The organism is Streptomyces sp. SID3343 (genome assembly GCF_009865215.1).
Lineage (GTDB): Bacteria > Actinomycetota > Actinomycetes > Streptomycetales > Streptomycetaceae > Embleya.
The window spans coordinates 1-25,350 of the sequence record NZ_WWJX01000175.1; the positions used below are offsets into that span (position 1 = coordinate 1).

22 protein-coding genes and 2 pseudogenes are annotated in these 25,350 nt (G+C 71.2%); 11 read left to right on the forward strand and 13 right to left on the reverse strand.

Annotation, left to right across the window (positions count from 1 at the left end; all coding sequences use genetic code 11):
• Both GT354_RS06050 and GT354_RS06055 read right to left on the reverse strand, forming a co-directional pair.
• Positions 1–422 (reverse strand): pyridoxal-phosphate dependent enzyme (locus tag GT354_RS06050; RefSeq protein ID WP_237534425.1); only part of this gene is annotated, 422 nt, incomplete at its 3' end.
• 221 nt (positions 423–643) lie between these two features.
• Positions 644–1,462 (reverse strand): FadR/GntR family transcriptional regulator, encoded by an 819-nt coding sequence (locus GT354_RS06055; RefSeq protein ID WP_161355140.1) that lies wholly within the window; start codon positions 1,460–1,462, stop codon positions 644–646.
• Positions 1,463–1,702: 240 nt separating this feature from the next.
• Between GT354_RS06055 and GT354_RS06060 the strand changes: the two genes are divergently transcribed.
• From GT354_RS06060 to GT354_RS06070, 3 genes are all read left to right on the forward strand, one after another.
• Positions 1,703–2,983 carry an MFS transporter gene (locus GT354_RS06060; RefSeq protein WP_161355141.1) on the forward strand — a complete coding sequence of 427 codons (1,281 nt, stop codon included), beginning with the start codon at positions 1,703–1,705 and terminating at the stop codon, positions 2,981–2,983.
• A gap of 61 nt (positions 2,984–3,044) precedes the next feature.
• Entirely contained in the window at positions 3,045–4,607 is a 1,563-nt protein-coding gene (locus GT354_RS06065) for a DHA2 family efflux MFS transporter permease subunit (RefSeq protein ID WP_161355142.1), read from the forward strand.
• Positions 4,591–5,205, forward strand: coding sequence for a TetR family transcriptional regulator (locus GT354_RS06070; RefSeq protein ID WP_161355143.1), 615 nt, complete (start codon positions 4,591–4,593; stop codon positions 5,203–5,205). Before GT354_RS06065 ends, GT354_RS06070 begins: the two co-directional genes overlap by 17 nt.
• 108 nt (positions 5,206–5,313) lie before the next feature.
• Here the strand turns inward: GT354_RS06070 and GT354_RS06075 are convergent, their stop codons facing one another.
• From GT354_RS06075 to GT354_RS06110, 8 genes are all read right to left on the reverse strand, one after another.
• Positions 5,314–7,107, reverse strand: coding sequence for an ABC transporter ATP-binding protein (locus GT354_RS06075; protein ID WP_161355160.1), 1,794 nt, complete (start codon positions 7,105–7,107; stop codon positions 5,314–5,316).
• Between the two features lie 233 nt (positions 7,108–7,340).
• Positions 7,341–9,074 (reverse strand): ABC transporter ATP-binding protein, encoded by a 1,734-nt coding sequence (locus GT354_RS06080; RefSeq protein WP_161355144.1) that lies wholly within the window; start codon positions 9,072–9,074, stop codon positions 7,341–7,343.
• A 410-nt stretch (positions 9,075–9,484) separates the two neighbouring features.
• Positions 9,485–9,685 (reverse strand): hypothetical protein, encoded by a 201-nt coding sequence (locus GT354_RS06085; RefSeq protein ID WP_161355145.1) that lies wholly within the window; start codon positions 9,683–9,685, stop codon positions 9,485–9,487.
• Between the two features lie 158 nt (positions 9,686–9,843).
• Positions 9,844–10,764, reverse strand: a complete 921-nt coding sequence (locus GT354_RS06090) for a branched-chain amino acid transaminase (protein WP_161355146.1) — start codon at positions 10,762–10,764, stop codon at positions 9,844–9,846.
• A 329-nt stretch (positions 10,765–11,093) separates the two neighbouring features.
• Entirely contained in the window at positions 11,094–12,470 is a 1,377-nt protein-coding gene (locus GT354_RS06095) for a PLP-dependent aminotransferase family protein (protein ID WP_202511552.1), read from the reverse strand.
• A 165-nt stretch (positions 12,471–12,635) separates the two neighbouring features.
• Entirely contained in the window at positions 12,636–13,541 is a 906-nt protein-coding gene (locus tag GT354_RS06100; RefSeq protein WP_161355147.1) for a PaaX family transcriptional regulator C-terminal domain-containing protein, read from the reverse strand.
• Between the two features lie 41 nt (positions 13,542–13,582).
• Positions 13,583–14,212, reverse strand: coding sequence for a GNAT family N-acetyltransferase (locus tag GT354_RS06105; RefSeq protein WP_161355148.1), 630 nt, complete (start codon positions 14,210–14,212; stop codon positions 13,583–13,585).
• 521 nt (positions 14,213–14,733) lie between these two features.
• Complete coding sequence (locus tag GT354_RS06110) at positions 14,734–15,162, reverse strand: MarR family transcriptional regulator (protein ID WP_161355149.1); 429 nt, start codon at positions 15,160–15,162, stop codon at positions 14,734–14,736.
• A 101-nt stretch (positions 15,163–15,263) separates the two neighbouring features.
• On the opposite strand from GT354_RS06110, the gene GT354_RS06115 reads away from it, so the two are divergent.
• Positions 15,264–15,680: a RidA family protein gene (locus tag GT354_RS06115; RefSeq protein WP_161355150.1), complete on the forward strand. Its 417-nt coding sequence runs from the start codon at positions 15,264–15,266 to the stop codon at positions 15,678–15,680.
• Between the two features lie 153 nt (positions 15,681–15,833).
• A complete protein-coding gene (locus tag GT354_RS06120) occupies positions 15,834–16,946 on the forward strand; it encodes an alkene reductase (RefSeq protein ID WP_161355151.1) in 1,113 nt (370 codons plus the stop codon).
• Here GT354_RS06120 and GT354_RS06125 read toward each other — a convergent pair.
• The 3 genes from GT354_RS06125 to GT354_RS06135 form a co-directional block, all read right to left on the reverse strand.
• Entirely contained in the window at positions 16,930–17,385 is a 456-nt protein-coding gene (locus GT354_RS06125; protein WP_161355152.1) for a CBS domain-containing protein, read from the reverse strand. The genes GT354_RS06120 and GT354_RS06125 overlap by 17 nt on opposite strands.
• Positions 17,386–17,424: 39 nt before the next feature.
• Positions 17,425–17,919, reverse strand: coding sequence for a DUF5994 family protein (locus GT354_RS06130; protein ID WP_161355153.1), 495 nt, complete (start codon positions 17,917–17,919; stop codon positions 17,425–17,427).
• Between the two features lie 799 nt (positions 17,920–18,718).
• Positions 18,719–19,357 (reverse strand): TetR/AcrR family transcriptional regulator C-terminal domain-containing protein, encoded by a 639-nt coding sequence (locus GT354_RS06135; protein WP_161355154.1) that lies wholly within the window; start codon positions 19,355–19,357, stop codon positions 18,719–18,721.
• Positions 19,358–19,509: 152 nt separating this feature from the next.
• On the opposite strand from GT354_RS06135, the gene GT354_RS06140 reads away from it, so the two are divergent.
• From GT354_RS06140 to GT354_RS06165, 6 genes and pseudogenes are all read left to right on the forward strand, one after another.
• Positions 19,510–19,926, forward strand: a complete 417-nt coding sequence (locus tag GT354_RS06140; protein ID WP_161355155.1) for a cupin domain-containing protein — start codon at positions 19,510–19,512, stop codon at positions 19,924–19,926.
• Between the two features lie 47 nt (positions 19,927–19,973).
• Positions 19,974–21,464 (forward strand): MFS transporter, encoded by a 1,491-nt coding sequence (locus GT354_RS06145; RefSeq protein WP_161355162.1) that lies wholly within the window; start codon positions 19,974–19,976, stop codon positions 21,462–21,464.
• Positions 21,465–21,926: 462 nt separating this feature from the next.
• Positions 21,927–22,457 carry a hypothetical protein gene (locus GT354_RS06150; RefSeq protein ID WP_161355156.1) on the forward strand — a complete coding sequence of 177 codons (531 nt, stop codon included), beginning with the start codon at positions 21,927–21,929 and terminating at the stop codon, positions 22,455–22,457.
• Positions 22,458–22,568: 111 nt separating this feature from the next.
• Positions 22,569–22,754: pseudogene (locus tag GT354_RS53550) on the forward strand (transcriptional regulator); the annotation flags it as partial.
• 153 nt (positions 22,755–22,907) lie between these two features.
• Positions 22,908–23,867, forward strand: coding sequence for a WYL domain-containing protein (locus GT354_RS06160; RefSeq protein WP_161355158.1), 960 nt, complete (start codon positions 22,908–22,910; stop codon positions 23,865–23,867).
• 151 nt (positions 23,868–24,018) lie between these two features.
• A pseudogene (locus tag GT354_RS06165) lies at positions 24,019–25,350 on the forward strand (hypothetical protein); the annotation flags it as partial.

A 25,350-nucleotide genomic window follows, 5' to 3' on the forward strand; every position in this document is an offset into this window, starting at 1 on the left:
AGGAACGAGTCCACCGCGGGCGGCCCGCCGGCGGAGGCGAACACGACGCACGGCAGTCCCGCGCGGGCCGCGAACGCCGCCGCCGACGCGCCGTGGTTGCCCGAGGACGACACCACCACGCCGGGCGCCCCGATGGCTGCGGCGGCGCTCACCGTGCAGCGGTTGATCCGGTCCTTGTGGCTCCAGGTCGGGTTGCGCGACTCGTCCTTGACGAAGACACCGGCGCCGAGGTCCACCAGCGGCGTGTTGCCCTCACCGAGCCCGGGCGCGTGCAGCGGCGGCAGCAACGGCGCCCAGCGTTCCAGACCGCCGCGCGGCGTGCGGCGCTCGAACAGGTCGGGCGGCACGTCGGCGTAGGCGTAGTCGACCTCGACCGGGTAGTCCGTCTCGTCCGTGCCCGTGCGCGGGCACCCTCGGACCAGCGGAGGCCACAGCGGGTAGGCGATCGCCGGATCACCCAGCGACCGTTGCCCGGTGGCCAGTGAACCGAGCGGGTCGATGCGCGGCTGGTCCGGGCGGCGCCGATCGACGGGGTGCTCGCCGATGGGGTGTTCGTCGATGTGGTGCTCGTCGATGTGGGGCGGCAGGTCTTCTTCGGACGTCATGTCGATCGAGCCTAGGCGGGCGGGCGCGGGTTCTGCCGTCAGGTTTTCGACCGCGCCGCGTGCCACTCCTGCGTGTCCGTCAGGTTCTCGCCGGCCTGCCGGGCCGCCGCGGCGGGATCGCTGTCGCGCAGGGCCCGCACCAGGTCCTCGTGACCGGCCGGATGAGCGCCCTGGTAGTCGGGGTCGGTCCACGAGTTGGCGACCGACGCGCGCAGGGGGCCGGCGAGGTTGCGGTACAGCTCGGCGAGCAGCGGATTGTGCGTCGCGTCGGCGACGCCGCGGTGGAAGTCCCAGTCGGCCTCGATCCACGCGTCGAAGTCGCGCGCGTCCCACGCCACGCGTCGGCGCCGCAGCGCCTCGTCGAGCACCGCCAGGTCGGCCGGCTCGGCGCGGACCGCCGCGAGCCGGGCGGCCTGTACGTCCAGCGCCTCGCGGACTTCGAGCACGTGGCCGATGCCGGCGCCACCGTACAACCGCTCCACCGCGCCGGAGAGTTCGCTCGTGGCGCGCACGTAGGTGCCGTCGCCCTGGCGGACGTCGAGCAGGCCGGCGTGCGCGAGGGCGCGGATCGCCTCGCGCAGCGTGCCGCGGGCGACCTGGAGGCGGCTCATCAGTTCGGGCTCGGGCGGGATGCGGCTGCCGACGGGCCAGTCGCCGGACGTGATCCGCTCGCGCAGTCGCGCGATGACCTCGGCGGAGAGCGCGGGACGACGCACCGAGCGCAGGCTCTCGGATTCCGACGAGTCGGTCGGCGTGGGGCTCGCGCTCCCGGTGTCGGTCCGTGCGGCGCTCGTCGATGCGGCGCCCGTCGGTGGGGGGTCCGTGTGTTCGTCGAGGCCCGCGTGTTCGAGGCTCATCGAGGCTCCTGACCTGCCGACCTGACTGCCGACTGACGTTGCGACCGAGGGGAAGCCCGGGCGACCCGAGGGAAATCGAGCGGCCGCAAGGGAAAACGAGGTGACCGAAAGGAAAACGAGGGGACCGAAGGGACAACGAGGCGACCGGCAAGGATCGCGGATCCCCAGCCTACCTCCGTAAACGTCTGATGATTGGACGTCACCTGGACAGGATTCATCAGACGTCTTACCTTTGCTGGCATGACGACGACCCCCATCACCACCCGTCCGGCGCAGCCCGTCGACCCCGCCGCACGGACTCGCGCCGGGTGGCTCGCGGGGGTGGGCATCATCCTGATCGCGTTCAACCTTCGGCTCGGCATCAGCAGTGCGGCCGCGCTGCTCGACACGCTGCGCGACTCGATGGGTTTCGGTTCGGTGACCGCGTCGTTGCTGCCGACCCTGCCGACGTTGTGCTTCGCGGTCGCGGGTCTGACGGCCGCGCCGCTGTCGCGTCGGCTGGGCACCGAGCGGGCCGTGTGGGTGGCCCTGGTCGCGCTCGGGCTGGGGCTCGGCCTCCGGGTGGTTCCCGAGACCTGGGCGTTGCTGACCGGAACGGTCCTGGGCATGTCGGGCCTGGCGGTGGGCAACGTGCTGCTGCCCGCGCTGCTTCGGGCCCACTTCCCGGCGCGCGTGTCGGTGATGACCGGCATCTACACGACGGTGATGGCGTTGGGCGCGACGCTTGCCGCCGCCGCGGCGGTGCCGCTGGCCGACGGGCTCGGCTCGCCGTCGGTCGGCCTCGCAGTGTGGGCGCTGCCCGCGGTCGCGGCGTTGCTCGTGTGGTCGCTCGTCAGGGCTCCACGCGCGCTGACGGCGACCGGGGCGTCCGGCGTGCCCGCGGCCTATGTGTCGCCGTGGGTCATGGCGAGGACCCGGCTCGGTCGGCTGGTCACCGTGTACTTCGCGCTCCAGGCGCTCAATTGCTATGCGCTGGTCGGTTGGCTGCCGACGCTGCTCTCGGACGAGGGCATGAGCGACGGCGGCGCGGGCGCGATGCTGGCGATCACGCAGGGCGCGGGCATCCCCGCGACCTTCGCGCTGCTGTGGTTCGTGCGCTCCACCGGGCGGCTGCGGCCCGCCTTCACGGTCGTCTCGGTGAGCATGTTGATCGGCTTCACCGGACTGCTCGTCGCGCCGGTCGCGGTGCCGATCCTGTGGACCGCGGCGGTCGGCCTCGGGTTGTGCTCGTTCCCGCTGGTGCTGTCGGTGATCGGAAGCAGCGGCACGAGCCCTGCGGAGACCACCGCGCTGTCCACCCTCGCCCAGTCGCTCGGCTACGCGGTCGCGGCCACCGGACCGTTCGCGATCGGCATCCTGCACAGCGCCACCGGCGGGTGGGCGGTGCCGATGGGCGCGTTGGTCGTCACGGCGGTCGGGCAGCTCGTCGTCGGTCTGGCGTTGTCGGGCTCGGGCTCGGGGCCGGGTTCGGGGTCGGGGCGCTCGGCGGTGGCGCGGCGGGTGGAGTCGACAAAGGGCTGACGGACCCCCAAGAAAGAGGTAGCCTCCAAAAGAAGACAGTCTTCTTTTGGGGGATACATTCATGCCTGCTGCTTTCGGAAGCAACCGCAACTGGTGGGCCCTGGCCGCCCTGAGCCTGGCGATGGTCGCCGTCGGCCTCGACGGCACGGTGCTGAGCGTGGCCCTGCCCGAACTGGCCGGATCGCTCGACGCCACCGAATCGGATCTCCAGTGGTTCTCGTCCTCCTACCTGCTCTTCCTCGCCGCCGCGATGCTCCCGGCCGGTTTGCTGGGCGACCGGTACGGGCGGCGCCGCGTCCTGGTCGGCGCGTTATCGCTGTTCGCGCTGTCCTCGGCGGCGTGCGCGTACGCCACGTCACCGGCGCAGTTCATCGCGGCGCGCTCGGTCCTGGGTCTGGGCGGCGCCGGGATCATCGTGATGGCGTTGTCCGCGCTGACCGTGCTGTTCTCCGAGGAGGAGCGCCCGCGCGCGGTCGGCATCTGGTCGGCCGCGAACTTCCTGGCGTTGCCGATCGGTCCGTTGCTCGGCGGGTGGGTGTTGACGCACCACTGGTGGGGCTGGGTGTTCCTGATCAACGTGCCGATCGCGGTGCTCGGCACGGTGGTCGTGCTCGCACTGGTGCCCGAGTCGCGCTCGGCACAACGCCCGCGGCTCGACCCGATCGGGGTCGCGCTGTCGACGGTTGGACTGGTGGGCGTCACGTACGGGCTGATCGAGGCCGGTCGTTACGGCTGGACGGACCCGCGCGCGTGGGCGGTGATCGTGGGCGGGCTCGCGGTACTGGTCGCGTTCTGCCGCTTCGAGTATGTGATCGCCGAGCGCCGCGGCGGCCGGCCGTTGCTCGACCTGTCGCTGTTCCGGTCGGCGTCCTACTCGTGGGGCGTGATCCTGGTCGGCGTCGTGGTGTTCGCCAACATCGGCGTCTTGTTCACCATGCCGCAGTACTTCCAGGCGGTGCGCGACACGGACGCGATGGGTTCCGGGGTACGGCTGCTGCCGCTGATCGGCGGCCTCGTGATCGGCGCGTTGCCCGCCGACCGGGTGGCGCGGCGGATCGGGGCGAAGTACGCGGTGGCGGTGGGCTTCGCGGTGCTGGCGGCGGGGATGTTCCTGGGCGCGGCGACCTCGGTGGACTCCGATACCGCGTTCGTCGCGGTGTGGATGGGGCTGACCGGCGCGGGCATGGGGCTCGCGATGGCCACCGCCGCGTCCGCCGCGCTGTCCGAGGTGTCCCCGGAGCGCAGCGGGGCGGGGGCGGCGGTGTTGCAGGCGGTGAACAAGGTGGGCGGGCCGTTCGGGTCCGCGGTACTGGGCAGCGTGCTGCTGACGAGCTACCGGGCACACGTGGCCGTGCCGGCGCCGGTGCCGGACTCGGCGGGCGACGCGGTACGGTCCGGCGTGTTCGACGGGATGGCGGTGGCGGCCGAATACGCGTCGCCGGCCCTGCGTACGTCGGTCCGCGAGTCCTTCGTGCACGGCATGGACGTCGCGCTGGTGGTCTCCGGCGGTATCGCGTTGGCCGGCCTCGCGCTCGCCCTGGCATTCTTGCCGGCAACCCGAAAGCGGACCGAAGCGATCGCGCAGGACACCGAGGAACGGTACGACGATGCCCCAGCAGCGTGAAGCTCCCGGCGCCGGCCCCGACGTGGGTTGGCGCGAGCGCAAGAAGGCGAAGACCCGCTCGCGGATCCAGAGTTGCGCGCTGCGGCTGTTCCACGAGCAGGGCTACGAGGCCACCACGCTCGACCAGATCACCGAGGCCGCCGAGGTCTCCGAGAGCACGCTGTACCGGTTCTTCCCCGCGAAACGCGATCTGGTCCTCAACGACGACCTCGACCCGCTGTTCCTCGACGCGTTCGAGGCGCAGCCGGCCGGTGTGCGCGCGATCCACGCGATTCGCGCCGCGCTCGGCACGATCTTCGCCGGCCTCGCGGAGGGTGACCTCGCCGAACGCCGGCAGCGCCTGACCCTGGTGGTCTCGGTGCCCGAGCTGCGCTCGACCATGCTGGACCAGCTCGCCGGCGCCACGATCTGGCTCGCGGCCGCGGTCGCCCGCCGTACCGGTCGCACCCCCGACGACCCCGAGGTGCGCACACTGGCCGGCGCGGTCCTGGGCGCGGCGACCGCGGTCCTGCTCACCCTGGCCGACCACCCGGACGCCGACCTGGCGGCGGACCTGGACGAGGCGCTCACCCGCCTGGCGAACGGCTTCGACATCTGAGGGCGGCGGGAGACCGGGGAGTACGCGAGAACGATCCCGGAGTCGAGGGCGGGAAGCAGGGGCTTCGCCGCCCCCGACTCCGAGATCGTGACGAGGGGTCCGGCGGATCTATTGGACCTCCACCACCGGTTGGGCGAACTGGGAGGCGTACAGGCGGGCGTAGGCGCCTTCGGCGGACAGGAGTTCGTCGTGCGTGCCCTGTTCCACGATGCTGCCCGACTCCATCACCAGGATCACGTCCGCGTCGCGGATCGTGGACAGGCGGTGGGCGATCACGAAGCTGGTGCGGCCTTCGCGCAAGTGGTTCATCGCCTTTTGGATCAGCACCTCGGTGCGGGTGTCGACCGAACTGGTCGCCTCGTCGAGGACGAGGATCTGCGGCTCGGTCAGGAATGCCCGTGCGATGGTGAGCAGTTGCTTCTCACCGGCGCTCAGGTTGCCGGCTTCGTCGTCGAGGACGGTGTCGTAGCCGTCCGGGAGGGTCCGCACGAAGCGGTCGGCGTGGGTGGCCTTGGCCGCCGCGACGATCCGCTCGCGCGGTACGTCCCCGACGCCGTACGCGATGTTGTCGGCGATCGTCCCGCCGATCAGCCACGTGTCCTGCAGCACCATGCCGATCGGCGCGCGCAGGTCCTCGCGGGTCATCGTGGCGATGTCCACACCGTCTACGGTGATCCGGCCGTCGGTGACCTCGTAGAAGCGCATCAACAGGTTGACCAGCGTGGTCTTGCCCGCGCCGGTCGGGCCGACGATCGCGACCGTCTGGCCGGGATGGACCTCCAGGTTCAGACCCTCGATGAGCGGCTTGGTCGGGTCGTAGCGGAACGAGACGTCCTCGAACGCGACATGACCGGTGACCTGCTCGATCCGCGCCGGCCGCTCCGGGTCGGGGGACTGCTCGGCGGCGTCCAACAGGCCGAACACCCGCTCCGCCGAGGCGACGCCGGACTGGAGCAGGTTGGCCATCGACGCGACCTGCGTGATCGGGCCGTTGAACTGGTACGAGTACTGGATGAACGCCTGGATGTCGCCGAGTGTCATCGCACCCGAGGACACCCGTAGGCCGCCGATCACCGCGACGAGCACGTAGTTGACGTTGCCCACGAAGGTCATCGCCGGCTGGATGATGCCGGAGATGAACTGGGCCTTGAAACCGGCCGCGTACAGCGCCTCGTTGTGCTCGTTGAAGATGTCCGCGGACTCCTGCTGCCGGCCGAACACCTTGACCAGGGCGTGGCCGGTGTACATCTCCTCGATGTGCGCATTGAGCTTGCCGGTGGTCGACCACTGCTTGACGAACTGCGGCTGCGCGCGCTTGCCGATCCGCACGGTGACGAACACCGAGACCGGCACGCTGATCAGCGCCACGAGGGCGAGCAGCGGGGAGATCCAGAACATCATCACGAGCACGCCGACGATGGTCAGCAGCGAGCGAATGATCTGACTCATCGCCTGCTGGAGCGTCTGCGAGACGTTGTCGATGTCGTTGGTCGTGCGCGAGAGCACCTCGCCGCGCGGCTGCTTGTCGAAGTAACCCAGCGGCAGCCGGGCCAACTTGGTCTCGGCCTCCTCGCGCAGCCGGTACGTCATGCGCTGCACGATCGACGCGGTCAACCGACCCTGGGCGAGCGAGAACGACGCCGAGCCGACGACCACCGCGAGCACCGTGACCAGCAGTACACGGATGTGGCCGAAGTCGATGCCCCGGTCACCGATCATGCCGCGGAAGATGGTGTCGGTGGCCTTGCCCAGCAGCAGGGGGGTCAGTACCGCCAGGCCCACGCTGCCGACACTGGCGACCATCAACGCGATCACGCGCGGGCGATCGGGGGTGAGCATGCCGATCAGCCGGCGGCTGGACTCGCGGAAGTGCATCGACTTCTCGGTCGGCGCGCCGCCCATCATGCGCGCGCCCGGGCCGCCGCCGATCGGTGGTCCCGGACGACGCGCGGGGCCGTCGGTGGGCTCGGGCGCGTCGGCGTCGGCGTCGGCGTGGGTGTTGGCCTCGACGGGGCCGGTCGGGTCGGTACGGGAGGAACCGGTGGGGGCGGCGGGCGCGGACCCGGTGGGCCCGGTGCCGGTGGACCCGGCGGGGTCGCGAGGGTCGTTCGCCCCGCCCTTCTCGTCGGTGGTCGTCACGCCGCCTCCTCCTCGGTCAGCTGGGACAGCACGATCTCGCGGTAGGTGGCGTTGTCGACCATCAGTTCGGTGTGCGTACCGGTGCCCACCACGCGACCCTCGTCGAGTACCACGATCCGGTCGGCGTGCCGGATGGTCGCCACCCGCTGCGCGACGATCACCACCGTCGCGTCCGCCGTCTCGGCGACGAGCGCCGCGCGCAGCGCCGCGTCGGTGGAGTAGTCGAGCGCGGAGAACGAGTCGTCGAACAGGTAGATCTCCGGCCGCACCACCAACAGCCGGGCGATGGCGAGCCGTTGGCGTTGCCCGCCGGAGACGTTGCCCCCGCCCTGGGCGATCGGCGCGGCCAGGCCGAGCGGGAGCGCTTCGACGAACTCCCTTGCCTGGGCCGTCTCCAGCGCCCGCCACAGTTCCTCGTCGGTGGCGTCCGGGTTGCCGTAGCGCAGGTTGGAGGCGACGGTGCCGGAGAACAGGTACGGCTTCTGCGGCACCAGGCCGACGGTTCGCGAGAGCAGCGCGGCGTCGATCTCGCGCACGTCCACACCGCCGACCAGGACCGAGCCGCCGGTCACGTCGAGCAGGCGCGGCACAAGGCTCAGCAGCGTGGTCTTGCCGGCGCCGGTGCTGCCGATCACGGCGGTGGTCTCGCCGGGGCGGGCGATCAGGTCGATCGCGCGCAGCACGGGCTCCTCGGCTCCGGGGTAGCAGAAGCTGACGCCGCGCAGTTCGAGCCTGCCGTGCGCGTGCAGTCGGGTCACCGGCGCGGCGGACACGGTCAGGCTCGTCTCGGTGTCGAGCACCTCGACGATGCGGTCCGCGCACACCGCCGCGCGCGGCACCAGGAGCAGCATGAACGTCGACATCATGACGGCCATCAGGATCTGCATCAGATAGCTCATGAAGGCGATGAGCGCGCCGATGTCCATCGACCCGTCGCTCACCCGGTGGCCACCGATCCACACGATCACCACGGCGGAGGTCTCCCACACGAGCGTGACCGCGGGGAACATGAAAGCCATCAACCGGCCGAGCGAGAGCGACACGTCGCGGATCTCGCCGTTGGCGTCCGCGTAGCGGGCCTGCTCGTGCCCGTCGCGGCCGAACGCGCGGATCACCCGGATGCCGGTGATCTGCTCGCGCATCACGCGGTTGACGTTGTCGATGCGGTCCTGGAGCGACCGGAACAGCGGCGGCATCCGCCGCACGATCAGGCTGAGCACGAACGCGAGCACCGGCACGATCACCAGGAACAACAAGGACATGGGGACGTCCTGGTTGAGCGCCATCAAAATGCCGCCGAAGCACATGATCGGCGCCGACACCATCATGGTGAACGCGATCAGCACCAGCATCTGGACCTGCTGCACGTCGTTGGTGGTGCGGGTGATCAGCGACGGCGCGCCGAACTCGCCCACTTCGCGGGCGGAGAACGTCTGCACGTGGTTGAACACCGCGGCTCGTACGTCGCGGCCCAACCCCATCGCGATCCGCGCGCCGAAGTACACCGCGGTCGCGGCGCACAGGATCTGAATCAGGGTCACCCCGATCATCACCCCGCCGACGCGCAGGATGTATCCGGTGTCGCCCTTGACCACGCCGTTGTTGATGATGTCGGCGTTCAGAGTCGGCAGGTACAGCGTCGCGAGCGTCTGCACGAGTTGCAGGAGCACGACGACGGCGATCGGCCGTTTGTACGGGCGCAGGTGTGCGCGGAGCAATCGAATCAGCACGTGACCCTCCTCGGGTCGGGCGAGTACAGCCGACCTGCGTGAGGCGCCGTACGGGTTTCGGGCGCAAGTCTCGCGCGGGGTTTCGGCGCGTCGTGCGGCCCGAACGGGGCGCCCGGACCCGGCCGACGCGCGCCTGCCTGCCCATGACCGTAGTGCCGAGCGATCATGATCGTGCGGGGGGTCGGATCGCGGTGCGAGTATCCATGCGCACCGAGTGGTTGTCCACCCATTTTGGTTCTCCCCGAGTGCCGTCGATGCGGTCGTACCCAGTGCACCATCGGTGCGGTCGGGCGGTTCGGGCAACCGTAGAACTTCAAGCCGACTTAAGGTCAAGGGATCGTTCGGGGACGACGAAAGCGGCCCGCTCACCCCGGGGGGTGGGCGGGCCGCTGACAGCGGGGGCGGGTAGGTCAGTCGATGTCGACGGAGGCCGCGCTGATCGCACCGGCGATCAGTCCGCCGCCGTGGTGGCCGTCGCAGATCACGACGCCGGCGGCGGAGAAGTACTCGACCTCCACGCCGCTCTTCTCGGACGCCTGGGCCGAGCCGGCGCCGATGAACGCGAAGGCGGCAGCGCCGGCAAGGGCGACGAGCGTGGTACGGATGCGCATTTTCTACTCCCATGAAGTGTGTCGGCAGGACAGGTCTACACATATCCGGAAAAACACATAATCATGGGCATATCAGGCTATTTGGTGGTGTGTCGCCATGACTTGGACCCGTTCGGCCCGCCGTCGGCGTCGGTCCGCTGTCGGCGTCGTCGGTCTCGTCAGCGTCGTACGTAGGTGAGCCAGTGCGCGTAGCGTTCGTCCGCGCCGGTGACGGCTGCGGCGTAGGCCGCCTGGAGTTTGCGGGTGATCAAGCCGGTGCCGACCTCGCGATCGTCGAGCGAGGCGACCGGGACGATGTCCACGGCGGTGCCGCTGATCAGCACCTCGTCGGCGGTGTACAGGTCCGAGCGCAGCAGGTTCTCCACCCGAACCGGGATGCCCAGGTCGGCGGCGAGGGTGAGCACGGTGTCCTGGGTGATCCCGCGCAGCGCGCCGGATGCGGCGGGCGGTGTGTACAGCACGCCGCCGCGCACCGCGAAGACGTTGGCGGCGCTGCACTCGCTGACATAGCCGTCGCCGGAGAGCAACAGTGCCTCGTCGTAGCCGGCCCGGACGGCGGCGGTCTTGGCGAGCGCGGCGTTGAGGTAGCCGGCGGTGGCCTTGGCGGCGGGCGGCAGCACGTTGGGGTCGTTGCGTCGCCAGGAGCTGGTGGCGAGCCGGATGCCGCGGTCGGCGGCATCGGCGCCGAGGTACGCGCCCCACTCCCAACCGGCGACGAACACACCGACGTCCGCGGCGGGTTGGATGATCGGGCCCATCTCGCCGTAGCCGAGGTGGGCGACGTGTCGCAGGTAGCACGATTCGTGGCCGTTGGCCGCGATCAGGTCGAGGGTCGCGGTGCGCAGGGCGGCGCTGTCGTACGGAATCGCGAAGCCCAGGATGTGCGCGCTCTCGCGGAGCCGGCGCAGATGGTCGTCGAGGCGGAAGACGGCCGGCCCGCGTGGGGTGCCGTGGGCGCGGGTGCCTTCGATCACGCCCGTTCCGTAGTGGAGAGCGTGGGTGAGGACGTGGACCTTCGCCTCTCGCCAGGGGGCGAGGGCGCCGTCCATCCAGATCCAGTCCGCTTCGGTCAGTGCCATCGACTGCTCCTGCCGTTTGGTGGGGCGGGGGTTGGGTGAGGGGTGCTGAGTGCTGGGCCGCTGGGCTCTTGCGCCGGAAGTGGGTCATCGGCTGACGTGTCGATGGGCCACTTTGTGAGTGGCACGTTAGCCGGGTTGCTATTGGTCCACTAGTGACCGTCCGTCAGGTGGACGGCGGGAGACCGGCGGACCTTGCCGCATGCGGCTCGACGTCGCGCTCGACCTGCTGTTCGGCCCCTCTGTCACCGCATGGCCCTGCACCTCGGGATGCCGATCCCGGCCACCTCGACTCCCTCGGCGCCCACGCCCTGCGTGCGTCGGCGGTGGAGTCAAGGGGTGTGCGTGGCCCAGGCTTTGGCGAGTAGGGCGGTGGCCTGGGTCAGGACGGGTTCCGGCCACGCGTAGGTGAGGCGGATGTGGTTGCCGGCCGGGCTTCGGGTGGGGGAGAAGACGGCGCCCGGGGAGACGGCGACGCCGTGGCGCAAGGCTGTGGCCACGAAGGCTTCGCCGTCGGTGTTCGGGAGGTGGACCCACACGGACAGGCCACCGCGGGGCAGGGTCCACTCCCACTCGGGCAGGTGCTCGGTGAGGGCGGCGGCGAAGTGGTCGCGGCGCCGGGCGAGGGTGTCGGACCAGGCTCGGACGCGGGCCCGGTGGGTGGGATCGCGCAGGATGTGGACGGCGAGTTGCTGGTCCAGGGTCGAACAGGCCAGGTCGGTACGTTGTTTGGCCTCCGCAACCAGGGGCCGCACATGCGCGGGCGCGGCGACCCAGCCCACGCGCAGTCCGCCCCACACGGTCTTGGACAGCGACCCCAGGCACACCGTGAGACCGGGTGCGCGCCCGGCCGTCGAGGGGACCGGCCCCTCGGCCAGGTCGGCGAGCGTACGGTCCTCCACCAGTAGCACGGACTCGGCGACCGCGATGTCGGCGATGGCGCGGGCACGGCGCGCCGACAGCACGTTGCCGGTGGGGTTGTGGAGCGGGAGCAGGAACACGTAGGCCGGGCGGTGCCGGCGGATCGCCGCGTGCAGGGCGTCGGGGTCGAAGCCGTGTCGATCGCCGCTTACGGGGATCGCCTCGGCGCCGAAGCGTCGTACGGCGGCGAGCATGCCGGGGTAGGTCGTCTCCTCCACCAACACCCGGTCGCCGGGGCGCAGGAGCGCATCGGCCACGAGGTGGATGGCCTGCTGGGCGCCGGCCGTCACGACGACGTCGTCGGCCGCGAAGCCGGGCGGCAGGGCTCCGGCGGCGATCAGCTCGCGCAGGCGAGGATCGCCGGTCGGGCCGTAGCCGTCCTGCGGACGGGCGTCGAGGAGATCCTCGACGCGCAGCCGCAGATCCGGGAGGAGCGAGGCGTCGGGCACGACGGACTTGGCCAGGTCGACGACGATCGCGCCCTCGCGCAGCCACCGCGAGAACGTGGGCAGGCCGCCGGCGCGCACGTACGATCCGCTGCCGTGGCGGCGTTCGATCAGGCCCACTCGGCTGAGGGCCAGATAGGCGGACGCCACGGTGCCGCGGCTGAGGCCGAGTGCGGTGCCGAGCGTGCGTTCGGAAGGCAGGCGGGTGTCGGCCAGGAGGTCGCCGGTCTCGACGAGTTCGCGGACTGCGTCGAAGAGGCGTTCGGCGCGGGATCTGCGTTCGTTGCGCCGGGGACTGCCCATGCGCTCCGCGACGATCACGGCGAACTGTTCGACCTCCACGGTCACTCCCCACGCCTGCGGTGTATGCGCGGTGTATGCGCCGGACCCTTGATGCTTTCACGGTCGCGTGGTGGGGCCGGTCGGGGCGGCCGCCGGGGTCGGGCCGGGGAGGAGCGGGGAGCGTGGTTCGAGGGTTGCGTTCGGGGCGGGGAGGTGCCTGCGGTGTCAGGGGATGGCGGCGGTGTCGGGGATGGCGAGGTCCTCGTATCGGCGGTACAGGCGCCGCGTGGTTCCGGTCGTGTCGTGTGCCGCGATGGCCGACCAGCAGCGGGCCGCCAGGGCCCGGGCCCGGGTGCCGGGCCACGGGGTCGGCAGCAACTCCGAAGGCAGGAGCGGATCGGGCTCCATCGCCCGGCCGAATTCGACGGCGAGTTCGACGCCGATGGTGAGCAGTTCGACGGCGTCCGGCGGCTCGATCGGGCCGCCGCGGTCGTCGGCCCCGGCGGAGGTCAGCCGGTCCAGTCGCGGCCGGACGATCGCGCTCAGGCGCTCGTACCGTGCCGCGATCTCGTCGAGGGGCCACAGCCGTGCGGTCAGCGCGACCGGGTCCTCGATCGCGCCGGTTCGCAGATCCCGACTGGTGAGCATGGTGACCGCATCGCGCACACCCAGGCGGGCGGCTTCCGCGTCGACCGGCCCGCTCCAGTCGTTGGCCGATACGTACAGGCCGCCGTGCAGCGCCGCACCGCCCAGGCGCAGGATCGCGTCGCGCAGCGCGTCGCGGGCGGGCCGGGCCGATTCGGGGATCGCGAACGCGACCAGGTGCCACGCGCCGTCCCACGGTTCGAGGCCGTGGTCCCGACGGTACGCGTAGCGGACGAACTCGACGTTGGGTTCGAGCGCGCGGCGGGTCGCGTCCGTGGCGCTCAACAGAGCCTTGCGGCCACGGCCTTCGTGGGTGAAGGCGCCCTCCGCGACCAGGCGCTTGACGCACAGGCGCACCTGCTGATCGGTCATGCCCAAGGTGCCCGCGACCGTGTACAACTCGCCGGTGTCGACCGTGCCGTCGTGGTCGACGAGAGCGTGGACGAGCGTGCGGGTCGGGATCACGACAGGTTCGATTTCGGGCATGGGCCGAGCATACGAGCGCACTCGGGTGTCCCCCGTCGCGCTCACCCGCGGCCGAGCGCGGCACACGGCACGATCCGCCGGATCATCGTCGTCGCGGAGCCGAAGCCCATGAGCGAGCGCAGGTAGGGCGTGTGTTCGGTCCTGGTCGCGACGAAGCCGTGGCGCTCGTACAGCGCGCGGGCGCGCGGATTGACGTCGATCACGTCGAGCCGGACGCGCGTACAGCCCAACTCCGCGCCGACGACGGCGATCTCGTCGAGCAGCAGGCTGCCGATGCCGCGCCCGCGTTGCGCGGCGTCGACGGCGATGCCGTCCATGACCAACTCGCGCGGCGAGGGCGTGCGTTCGAGCAGTGCCAGCAGGGCGATGCGGGGCAACGCGCGAAGTTTGCCGTAGGCGCGCACGACGTCGCGCGCGGAACCACCGGTGAAGGCCCGGCCGCCGTAGCGGTAACCGGCCACGCCGACCAGTTCGCCCGCCACGGTCGCGGCGATGGCCCGATCCTCGTTGAGGTGCTCGGCGATGAACGCGGTACCGGCGGCATCGGGCCCCAGCGCGGCGCCGAGCTTGCGGCCGAAGGCCTCCCAGTACAACTCGGCCGCGCGGCGACGGGTGTCGGGTGGCAGGCCACGCCCGACCCGCGGGGTCTGGTTCTCGTTCGGTTCCTTCATGTCGCCGCCTCGGAGTCGACGTGGGGAGGGGGTGGGGTCGGAGGGGGTCAGTGGGATTCGGCGGGGATTCGCGGGGCTCGATGGGAGCATTGAAGTGATCGTATCCCATACGTTCGTCCGCGGCACGAGCGTACGTGTTCTGATAGATGTGTGGCCGAGGGCGATGCCTGGGAAGTGGGGGTAGGCATGTCGGCCACGCCGGCGGGCGGGCGTGGGCCGCTCGGGATGGTGATCCCCGTTGCATCTCGCCGAGCTGCGCGAGGAGGGCGCGTCACAGGCGCGGATCGACGCCGAGGCCGGGCGCGGCGACGCGGGTGCCGGAGCGGGATATAGGTGCCGGAGCCGGATGTGAATACCAGAGCCGGATGCATGTGTTGCAGGGGAAGTCATCCGTCGAAGGCGGCGTGGCCATCCGCGACGTCTGGCTTCCCTCAGGCGCGCTGTCGGGCTTCCATGGTGATCGCCAGGGCGAGCAACAGTTGCCGGTCGATGGCGTCCTCGCGCACGCCCACCAACTTCCGTCAGTCTGCGAGGACTGCCTGCCTTGCGCCCAAAGCCGTTGCCAAGGCTGTGAGTTGCGGGTCCGAGGCGGCTGCCGCGAGGGCGGCGTCGAGGGCGTCCTCGTAGGTCGCGGTCGCCTCGGTCAGGCGGGTCCGCCCGTCGTCGGTGATCACGCTGTATACGCCGCGGCGGTCCTTGGGACACAGGTCGCGTCGGGTCAGGCCGTCCGCCTCGAGGCGGACCGCGAGGCGGCTGACCGAACTCTGGTTCAATCCGATGGAGTCGGCGAGTTCCTGCATGCGCAACTCGCCGTCGGGTGCCACGGCGAGCCGGGAGAGCGCACGGTACTCGGACAAGCCGATGCCGTGTCGTCGCTGTAGGGCCTTGCCGAGCTCGTGCTCGACCCGGGCATGCAGGACGACGACCTCATCCCAGAGCTGTGCGTTCACGGCCCACCTCTTTCGACTGTTGACAACAGATTACATGCAGTGCCAGATTATGCATGTACAAGCAAAGAATGTATGTGCATACAACCTCTGGAGTGATCGTCATGAGCAACAGCCCCGCTGCCGACGCCGGCTCGATCCTGCAGGTCGCGACCGAGCCGGACTGGTACGAGCCCTACAACATCTCGCAGGCGATCAAGGCCGGCGGCTTCGTCTACGTCTCCGGGCAGGCCGGCTTCGACGAAAGCGGTCGCACGGTCGAGGGCGGCTTCGCGGAGCAGGGTCGGCAGGCGTTCCGCAACGTGGAGCGGGTACTGACCGCGGCCGGCGCGACCTTCGCGGACGTGGTCAAGGTCGGGATCTTCGTGCGAGACATGGCCCGGGATTTGGACGACGTCATAAAGCTGCGGGCCGAGTTCCTGTCTCGGCCCTACCCCGCGGACACGCTCCTGGAGGTGTCATCGCTCGCCCAGCCCGACTGGCTGATCGAGGTCGAGGTCATCGCGCTCGATCGGTCGTAGCCGCGCGCCCGGCGCCCCGGGTGACGCCACCGCCGTGGCGCGACGCCCTGCGACGCCCTGCGCCGCGCGGAGGTGTCGGCTCTTGCTCCTCCCTTTCTCGCGACCCCACTCCCACTTCCGCCCCATCGCCGCTTCCCAGGACGGGTACAGACCATGATCACCACCACCACGACGACCACCGACACGACCGGCCCGCTGCTGCGCCCGCACCACCGGGGCGCGCTCGACCTGCCCAACCGCATCGCGATGGCTCCGATGACGCGGGGCCGAGCCGACGACGCCACCGGCGTACCGAGTCCGCTCGCGGCCACCTACTACGCGCAGCGTGCCGGCGCCGGGCTGATCATCACGGAAGGCATCTCGATCCACCCGCTCGGCAAGTCGGGACCGGGCATCCCCGGCTTGGCCGACGACGCGCAGGAAGCGGGGTGGCGCGAGGTCACCGCCGCCGTCCACGCCGCCGGCGGTCGGATCTTCGCCCAGTTGTGGCACGTCGGCCGGATGACCCACCCGGTGACGCTCGACGGCGAGACCCCCACCGCACCGTCGCCGGTGCGGATCACGAACGCGCCGATATACACCCGCGACGGCCTGCTCGACCACGTCACCCCGCGCGCGCTCACGGTCGAGGAGATCGACGACGTGGTGGCCGCCTACGCGGCGGGCGCGCGGCGGGCGATCGATGCGGGCTTCGACGGCATCGAACTGCACGGCGCCAACGGCTACCTGATCCACCAGTTCCTGGCCGAGAACACCAACCTGCGCACCGACCGTTACGGCGGTTCGCGCGAGAACCGGCTGCGTTTCGTGCTGGAGGTCGTCGGCGCGGTGATCGCCGAGGTCGGCGCCGAGCGCGTGGGCCTGAGGATCTCGCCCGACAACCCGGAGAACCAACTCGCGGAGCCGGACGCGCGGGAGACCTACCGGGTACTCGTCGACGCGCTCGAACCGCTGGGCCTGGCCTACCTGCACGTGCTGGAACGGGGGGACTACGACGCGTTGGCGGACCTGCGCCCGCGGTGGTCGGGCACGCTGATCGGCAATTACAACGGGCCCGTTCCGGTCGACGAGGCAACCGCCGAGCGGGCGTTGGCGGGTGGGCTCGCCGATGTCGTGGCGTTCGGCCGGTTGTTCATCACCAATCCCGACCTGCCCGCCCGGTTCGCCGCGGGCGCTCCGTTGCACCCGCCGGCCGTGGCAGACGTGTACGGAGGCGGCGCCCGCGGATACGTGGACTACCCCGCGATGGTCAGGCCACCGCGGTGAGTTCGGCGGGGGCGTCGGCGAGTACGGCGCGCAGCGACTCGGGGGTGAGGACGCCGACGACGCGGCCGTCCGCGTCCGCGACGGCCCAGATTCGCAGCCCGTGCAGACGCATCGACGCCGCGGCCGCGACGGCCGACATGGCGGGACGGGCGAAGGGCGTGCGGTCGTGGGTGATGTTGCGGATCGGCGTGCGCTCGGTGTACCAGGAGCGGATCAGGTAGGGCGCGAGCTGGGCGCGCCTGACCACGCCGACGCCGCGGCCGTCCTCGGAGGTGAGTATCGCGTGGTCGGCGTCCGCGGCTCGGATGAGGTCGAGGGCCCTGTCGACCATGGTGTCCGCGCTTATCCGGAGTTCGGCAGGCTGCATGGCGTGTGCGACGGTGGGGGCGCCGTGGGCGGCGTGGGTGACGTGGCGATGGTGGGGCCGGGTGGTGGTCATGGCAGGAACCTGTTTTCTGTTGTCGGATCTGCTGTGTACTCACGTGGTGGTGCGTGGTGCGTGTGGCGTGATGCGTTCGTACTGCGGTTGTGCCGTGGTGTGTTGCGTGGTGTCTCGGGTCGACGGGCGTCCGAGGATGCGGCGTTGGCGACGACAGCGCTCGCGCCGTGCGGGCTCCCGGGTGCCGGGGTTGTCGGCCGTCAGGAGTTCGGCCGTCGCGGGGTCAAGGTCGGAGTCGGGGGCGAACTCGGGTGATACGACGAGCACATGCTCGGGATCCGCCCGCGAACGGGGGACGAGCACGACCGCGGCCGCGCCCTGCTCCGGGGTGTACGAACACCCGGCCCGGACGATCCGTCTGTCGACCGTGACTCGTCGAGACACGCTCGCCCAGCGGGTGGTCGGATCGAGGATGGCGCAGGTGACCCGTCCTCGACGGTCGAACTCGCGCCGGAGTGCTGCGAGTTCGGTGGCGAGGGCGGACGAGCGCCGCCATTCGGGCGGCTGGTGCGTCGAACGGATGGCACTGATCATCGGTCGGCGGACGAATGGCGGTCACGGACATGTGCCGGGCCTGCCTCCGGACGGTTCGCACCGGTCCGGCGTTGTCGCTCACCGAGAACAACACCGACATGGAAGCCGATGTACGAAGTGTCTTCGGTAGGGCCACCTTACCGTGTGCTGCGACAACGAATCGGCAGGGGCCCCACGAATAGCGCGCAAAACGGGCCTTGACGAAAGGACGACGCCGCCCTGGGGGGGAGCGGGCGGCGCCGTCGTATGCGGGTCGGTGGGCGGGATCACCTCTCGGCGAATGGCACACCGCGAATCCAGCCGAACGGTATGTCGCGGCGGCGAATGGTTGGGCCCGGGGACACCCACTCACCGACTGACCCGTACAACGGACGAGCTCGGACGGTAATTCCCACCGGGGTGCGCGGGCGGGCCCGGAGCCCGGTCGGCGGCGGCGCCACCGGCTCTGTACCGGACGTCCCCGGTCGAAGCCCCCCGTCGAAGACGCCGGTCGACGGCCCCCGCGCCGAGGCTCCCGGCCGGGGGGCATCGGCTGGTCGGTGCCCCCCGGTCGAGGTCGTCGGTCCGGATCGCGTCGGGCTCGGCGGGTGTGTGGCGGGGGCTCGGCGGCTCGACTGCCGGGCGGTTGTTCGAAGCGGCGCCGCGGTCGGGCCGATCCTGTCCGAACGTGATACGCGTCACGGCATCGACTGCGTGTCGGGCCAGGCTGCTCCAACGCCCCGGCCACCACTTACGGGTGTTTGGTGCGGTCTGGTGAAATTCGGTCGGATTCTGTCTGTTCTGCTCTGATTCGGTCCGGTCAGGAGCGGGACAGGCCGGTGAGGATGATGTCGAGGCCCGCGTGGAATTCGGACTCCGGGGTGCTCTCGGCGGCGGCTGTGGCGATCTCGATCAGGTGGGGGAAGCGGTCGGGGGGGAGGGCTCGGGCGCGCGTGGTGATCGCTTCGGGGTCCTCGCCGTGGGCGATCGACAGGGGGCCTGCCAGTTCGGCCTGGGCGAAGCCCGCCAGGAAGCCGGACACGGTACGAAACGCGACCAGGAGATCCCGGCCCCGGCGGCCGCTTCGGGCGAGGGCGCGCAGGAGGGCCTCGCCGCCGGCGAGGGTGGGCTCGTCCAAAATGCGGCGAGTGAGGATCAGCGGGATCACGTCCGGGTGGGCGCGGACCGCGCGCCAGTTCGCTTCGGCGAGTGCGCGGACCTCCTCGCGCCAATCGTCGGCCTTCTCGTGCGCCGGCAAATCGGCGTCCGCGTACACCGCCTCGACGAGGAGTGCCTCCAGGCCCTCGCGGCCGTCCACGTAGTTGTAGATCGTCATCGCGCCGGTGCCGAGGGCCGCCGCGAGGCTGCGCATGGTCAGGGCCGGCAGGCCGTGTTCGTCGACCAGGGCCAAAGCGGCGGCACGTAGTTGTTCCCGGCTGAACTTTCGGGGCGCGGGCACGATCCTCCTTGACGTACGTACAACGTACGTGTTCGACTGGCGCTGTTCACGTACAGGGTACGTCAACGTGGTTCCGGCGGGGCCGATCAGGCTCCTGTGGGCCTGTTCGGCGTGCCCGGATGTCTCTTCGCCGCAGCACCGAAGGAGTCCCGATGACCATCACGGACCTGTTCACCTCCGCCATCAGGCTGCGCGAGGGCGGCCTCGTGCAGGCCGAGCAACGGCGGATGAGCGGAGCCGATGCCGACGTCGGTTGGCACGTGGCCGCGTTCCACGTCGAGACGGACGCCGACGTACACGCGGATCACTGGGAGATGCATCCCGAGTCCGAGGAGGCGGTGTGCGTACTCGCCGGGGGCGTACGGCTGTTCGTGCGGGCGCCGGGTGACGACGCGGCGGACCCGGACGCGGACGAGGGGCCGGTGGTCCTGGGCCCCGGTGCGGTGTACATCGTGCCGCGGGGGCGTTGGCATCGCCTGGAGGTGGACGAGCCGAGTGATCTGATGTCGATCGGGTTGCGGGCGGGTACGCGCCTCGCGCGGCGGGTCGAGGGGATGGGGGCGGCGTGACCGCGTCATCGACCGCCTCGGCGCCCAGGTCGCCGGCCGAAGGGTCGGTGGAGGAGACGACTTCGGCCCGGACCACCCGACTGTTGCTGATCGTCGTGTTGACCGTGCAGTTCACCGTGGCCCTGGACATGTCGGTGGTCAACGTCGCGTTGCCCGACATCGGCGACGATCTCGGCTTCACCGCCGAGGGGTTGCCGTGGGTGGTCAACGCGTACGCGCTCACCTTCGGCGGTCTGTTGATGCTCGGCGGCCGGATCGGTGACATCGTCGGGCGGCGCCGTACGCTCTTCGCCGGCTTGGCCGTGTTCGGCCTGGCGGGTTTGGCCGGCGGCTTCACCCGCTCACCGGGTGCGTTGATCGCGGCTCGCGCGGTACAGGGAGTCGGCGCGGCGGCTCTCGCGCCGGTCGCCTTCGCGCTGATCACCGTGACGTTTCCGATCGGGCCAGCACGGGCGCGGGCACTCGGGCTGTGGGGAGCGACGGCTGCCGCCGGTGGCGCGGTCGGGGTACTGGTGGGCGGGCTGTTGACCGAGTCGGTGGGTTGGCGGGCGGTGATGCTGATCAACGTGCCGATCGTGGCGTTCGCGATGGCCGTGGCGTGGCGCGTACCTGCCGACCACCCCGCGCCCGGGCGGGCGCCGAGACTGGACCTGACGGGCGCACTCCTGGTCACGGCCGGCGCTTCGGCGTTGGTCCTGGGCGTGGTGCGGGCCGAGCACAACGGGTGGGCGTCCGGGACGACGCTGCTCACGCTCGCTGCGGCGGCCGTGTTGTCGGCGGCGTTCGTGGCCGTGGAACTGCGCACGGCCGAACCGCTGTTGCGGATGCGGTTGCTGACGCACCGTCCGGTGGTCGGCGCCAACCTGTTCATGATGCTGCTGTTCTCGGGCCAGTTCGCGGCGTTCTACTTCACGTCGCTGTACCTCCAGCAGGTGCTCGGGTACGGGCCGGCTGCGGCCGGCGCCGCGTTCGTGCCGTTCAGCGTCGGGGTCGTGATCGGCTCGGTGCTCGCGACCCGGCTGGTCGAGAGGTTCGGTCTCGGGCGGCTGCTGGCTACGGGCGGCGCGGTTGCGGCGGTCGGGTTCGGGTGGTTCGGGGCCGCGTTCGAGGCCGACGGCACGTTCCTGGGTTCGATCCTGGGGCCGTCGTTGGTGGCGAGCATCGGTACCGGATTGTGCATCGTTCCACTGGGCACCGCCGCGACCTCGGGCGTTGCGGCGAGCGAGGCGGGCATGGCGGGCGGCCTGATCAACAGCTCGCGGCAGATCGGCGGTTCGATCGGCCTGGCTGCGCTGGTGACGCTGTCGGCCTCGGTGATTGCGGGAGACGGGGCCTCGGGTGGTGACGGTGTCGGCGCGGGTGGTGGCGGCGGGATGGATCGGGCTCGGGCGCTTGCGCACGGGTACGGCGTGGCGGTCGGGTCGGCGGGGGTGTTGCTTGCGGTGGCGGCGGTGATCGCGCTGCTCTTGGTGCCGGGTCGGGTGGCGGCGCCGCCGTCGGCGGGGGTTGCGGGGGCCGGGGAAGCGCCTTCGGGGTGAGTGGGGCCGGGGTGACGTGCGGTTTGGGCGAGGTCGCGCGGTGGTGTGAGGTGGGCGCGAGGGGTGGTTGCGGTTTCGTTGTGGGTGGCTTGGGTGTGGTTCCCACCCGCACCACCCGTTGCGTGTGTGGGGTGGGCTGCGGTTTTACGGCGATGTGGTGGGGGGTCCGGCCTCGCGGCCTCGGCACTGGGTCGAAGAGCCCACGGCAGCCCGGGCCCGCGCCTGCGTGGCGGGTGCCGTGCGCGCGACGTGGCCTTTCGGTACGCGGGGGGACGGGGGCGAGGGTACCCGGCGGATATTGGGTTGTCCGGGGGTTTCGGGGGCGGTAGTTCTGTGGGCATGAAGTCATCGATTCGGCGGGCTCGGCATGTTCTGCCTCGTGGTGAGGCGGAGGTCTGGGCGCCGGTTGCCGCGCGTCATGGGATACCGGCGTATGGGTGCAAGTACCTGTACACAGCGGGTGTGCTGCGCGAATTCGTCGGCTCCGCCGGGTTGTTGCTTCACCACGGTCAGTATCTGGCCGCCGCGTCCCTGGCCCTCAACGGGGCCGAACTCGTCGGCCGTTGCGTCTCCGAACGCACCGAGCAGGGTGTCACCCAGCGGCTCCGCAACGGCCTGAACTACCTGGAAAGCCTGGAACCCGCCGACGAGGGACAGGAGATCCCGGAGGCCGACGCCCTCGTCAAACTTCGCGGCTTCACCGCGCACACCACGCTTGAGCCGCCCGCCGGCTCCGACCTTCAGTTCTCGCACGCCACCGTCGGATACCTCCTCGATCGCCTGGCCCTCGCCGCCGATCGCCTGTGGACCGACGCGGACGCGAGCACCGTCCGCAAGTTCGCCGGCGCGAAGATCAGCCCGATGCGCCCGGACGGCGAAAACCTCTACGTGGCGAGCCTGTTGGCCCACATCGAGGCGGGCCACACCCCGGGTACCGAGATCCCCTACGAGGACACGTGGCGCGTCCTCGTCCCGACGGGCGTGGGTCGGTAGCGGGCGAGCCCCGGGTGGACGGATGCGTGTCGCGTCGACCCGATCGACCCCTGGGGGGAGGTCGAAAGGCGAGGCGGCACAGGAGGCCGTACAGGACGCAAACCGACCTCGATGCCGGGGCGTCATGGCCCCACGAGTGCCATCTCCTCCCGCCTGCCGTCCCTCCTCTCCTCGCTCCGGACCCCGCGTGAACGGCCCGGCGGTGAACCGGCCGTCCGACTGCGGGGCGGTCTCGGGACCATTCGTCGCGACATCGACCGGCCGCGCGAACTCGGCCACCCCGTCGAGGCGTCGGTGGCCGTGGCCGCCGGGCGGCGTCGGTACCTGCTCGGCTACGACAGCGACCGCGACGACTGGCGGATCTCACAAAGGCGCGCGGCAGACGGAATCGGTCACGCGTAGGTAGTTGTCGGTGTTCGGTACGGCCGAGTCCGGGCGCATGCTTGGGGTGTGAAATCCGATCGGTTGCTCTCGATCCTGCTGCTCCTCCAGTCCCGCGGCCGGGTGCCGGCGGCCGAGTTGGCCGAGCGGCTGGAGGTGTCCAAGCGCACCATCTACCGCGACGTGGAGGCGCTGTCCACGGCGGGTGTGCCCGTGTACGCCGAGCGGGGTCGACACGGTGGCATCTCGCTGCTGCCCGGGTTTCGTACCGACGTCACCGGGCTCACCTCCGACGAGGCTCGCGCCCTGTTCGTGCTCGCCGAGCAGGGCACGCACGCGGCGCTCGGGCTCGACGGCGCACTCGGCTCGGCCCTGCGCAAGGTCATGGTCGCGTTGCCCGCGCCGCACCGGCCGGCCGCGGAACAGATGACGAGGCGGGTATTGATCGATCCCGACCGTTGGTTGGCCGGGCCGCGCCCGCCCGTGGACGTGGAGGCGTTGCAGGACGCGGTGTTCGCGGATCGCCGGCTGCGGATCCGCTATCGGCACAGCGGCTCGACAGCCGTGCGGACGTACACGGTCGACCCGTACGGACTCGTGGCCAAGGCCGGTACGTGGTACCTGGTCGCCGATCGGCGCGGCGTACCGCGGTTGTACCGGATCGAGCGGATCGCGGCGGTGACGGTTTCCGAGGATTCGGTACAGCGCCGAGCGGGCGTCGAACTGGCGGACGCATGGGCCGCGTTGCGCCGCGCGGTCGAGGAGCAGCCGGCCGAGGTGCGGATCCGGGCTCGGGTGCGGCGGTCGCGGTGGGACATGTTCGTGCGGATCGTCGGAGCGCGGATCGTGCTGCGCGAGGAAGGCGAGGACGCTGCCGCCGAGTGGATCGTGATCGAGGTCGGCTATCCCGCCCTGACCGGGGTGCGCCAACTCCTCCAGTTCGGTACGCATGTCGAGATCCTGTCGCCGCCGGAAGCCCGGCACGCCGCCCGTGAGTTGGCGGCGGAAATCGTCGCGATGTACACGTGATGTGACGGTATGTCAGCCCGATTGCGGCTCAGCCGGCGGAACCGTCGTGTCCGGATCGGCGGGTGTTCATACGATCGACTGGGCGTGACGGGCAATCGGTGACGGGCGATCGGTGGGGGGCACGGCGGTGCGGGTCGAGGATCTGTTGGGGATGCCCGAGCTGAGGTTGGCCCTGTTGGCCGGGGCCGCGGGGCTGGGGCGTGAGGTGCGCCGGGTGTGCGCAGCCGATCCTGCCGAACCTGCTTGGGGGCTGCTCGGTCCGGGGCCGCTCGGTTCGGGGTCGACCGAGTCGGGGCCGATCGCGTCGGGACCCACCGGTTCCGGGCCGACCGCTTCGGTCCCGACCGGCTCGGCTCCGCTCGGCTTGCGTCTCTTCGGTGGTGAGTGCGTGGTCCTGCGGGAGGGTTGGGGGCACGAGGGAGTCGATCGGGAAGGGTTTGTCCGGGCGGTCGCCGCGGCCGGCGCGGTGGCGTTGGTGGCTCGGGACGTGGCACAGGAACTGGTCGCGGCGTGCGGGCGGGTCGGGTTGCCGTTGTTCCTGGCGCCGGACGCCGAGTCGCCGGCCCGGCTGGCCGACGTGGTGGCGGCCCGGGTGGCGCGCGGCCACCGGCTCGGAGCCGAGCAACTGCTGCTGTGGCAGCGACGGTTGGTGGCGGCGGTGTCCGAGGGTGCGGATACCCGCGATCTGTTGGAAATGTTCGCGCGCGAACTCGGGATGGCGTGCCGGGTGGTGACGCCGGCAGGGCGCGTGTCGGCCGCGGCCGGTCCGATGGCGGGGGCGTCGGCGGATGGGGGCGAGGTGGCACGGATCGCGCTCGCGGCGGAGCGGTTGCCCGTTCTCGTCGGCGGGGACACGGTGCTACCGCTGGGACGGCGGGCGGCGTTGGCCGGGTATCTGGTGTGCGCGGGCGATCGGTCCGCCGATCCCGTGGTCACCCAGGCGGCCGAGATGCTCGCGCTCGGTGGGGTGCGGCAGGCGGAGCGACTGAGCGTCGAGCGGGCGCACGCCTGGGAGTTGGTGGATCAGGTCGAGTCCGGAGCCGCGCCGGAGGTGATACGGGCCCGGTTGGCGGCGGCCGGGATCGACGCGGCCGTGACGCCGACCGTGTGCAGCGCGGCGGGGGACGGTGCCGGCGATCCGTCCGGCGCGGCGGGGCGACTGGTCACGGACCTGGTCGAGAGCGTGTTGGAGGCGGATCCGGCGGCGCGGTGGGTGGTGGCTCACGGCAAGGACGAGGTGGTCGTGTTCGCGGCGGCGGGCGTCGGCGGCGAGGCGCGGATCGTGGCGGCGTTGCGGCGTGCGGCGCGGTGGTGGGAACCGGTGCTCGGGCGGGAGCGGGTGGCGGTGGGCGTGAGTGGCGGGCCGGGCGGAGGCGCGAGGCCGGGTGCGGGTGGTACGAGGAGTCGCGGGCCGGGCGCCGGGGCGTCCACGTGGGGGGCGGCACTGGCCGAGGCCAGAGGCGCGCGAGACCTCGCCCGGACG

Excerpts from the sequence above, each read along its gene's own strand:
- GT354_RS06070 (WP_161355143.1), top strand. The coding sequence starts at position 4,591 with ATGCCCCAGCAGCGTGAAGCTCCCGGCGCCGGCCCCGACGTGGGTTGG.
- GT354_RS06140 (WP_161355155.1), top strand. The coding sequence starts at position 19,510 with ATGACCATCACGGACCTGTTCACCTCCGCCATCAGGCTGCGCGAGGGC.
- GT354_RS06100 (WP_161355147.1), bottom strand. The coding sequence starts at position 13,541 with ATGCCCGAAATCGAACCTGTCGTGATCCCGACCCGCACGCTCGTCCAC.
- GT354_RS06115 (WP_161355150.1), top strand. The coding sequence starts at position 15,264 with ATGAGCAACAGCCCCGCTGCCGACGCCGGCTCGATCCTGCAGGTCGCG.
- GT354_RS06105 (WP_161355148.1), bottom strand. The coding sequence starts at position 14,212 with ATGAAGGAACCGAACGAGAACCAGACCCCGCGGGTCGGGCGTGGCCTG.
- GT354_RS06060 (WP_161355141.1), top strand. The coding sequence starts at position 1,703 with ATGACGACGACCCCCATCACCACCCGTCCGGCGCAGCCCGTCGACCCC.
- GT354_RS06085 (WP_161355145.1), bottom strand. The coding sequence starts at position 9,685 with ATGCGCATCCGTACCACGCTCGTCGCCCTTGCCGGCGCTGCCGCCTTC.
- GT354_RS06065 (WP_161355142.1), top strand. The coding sequence starts at position 3,045 with ATGCCTGCTGCTTTCGGAAGCAACCGCAACTGGTGGGCCCTGGCCGCC.
- GT354_RS06055 (WP_161355140.1), bottom strand. The coding sequence starts at position 1,462 with ATGAGCCTCGAACACGCGGGCCTCGACGAACACACGGACCCCCCACCG.
- GT354_RS06075 (WP_161355160.1), bottom strand. The coding sequence starts at position 7,107 with ATGGGCGGCGCGCCGACCGAGAAGTCGATGCACTTCCGCGAGTCCAGC.
- GT354_RS06130 (WP_161355153.1), bottom strand. The coding sequence starts at position 17,919 with ATGATCAGTGCCATCCGTTCGACGCACCAGCCGCCCGAATGGCGGCGC.
- GT354_RS06120 (WP_161355151.1), top strand. The coding sequence starts at position 15,834 with ATGATCACCACCACCACGACGACCACCGACACGACCGGCCCGCTGCTG.
- GT354_RS06090 (WP_161355146.1), bottom strand. The coding sequence starts at position 10,764 with ATGGCACTGACCGAAGCGGACTGGATCTGGATGGACGGCGCCCTCGCC.
- GT354_RS06125 (WP_161355152.1), bottom strand. The coding sequence starts at position 17,385 with ATGACCACCACCCGGCCCCACCATCGCCACGTCACCCACGCCGCCCAC.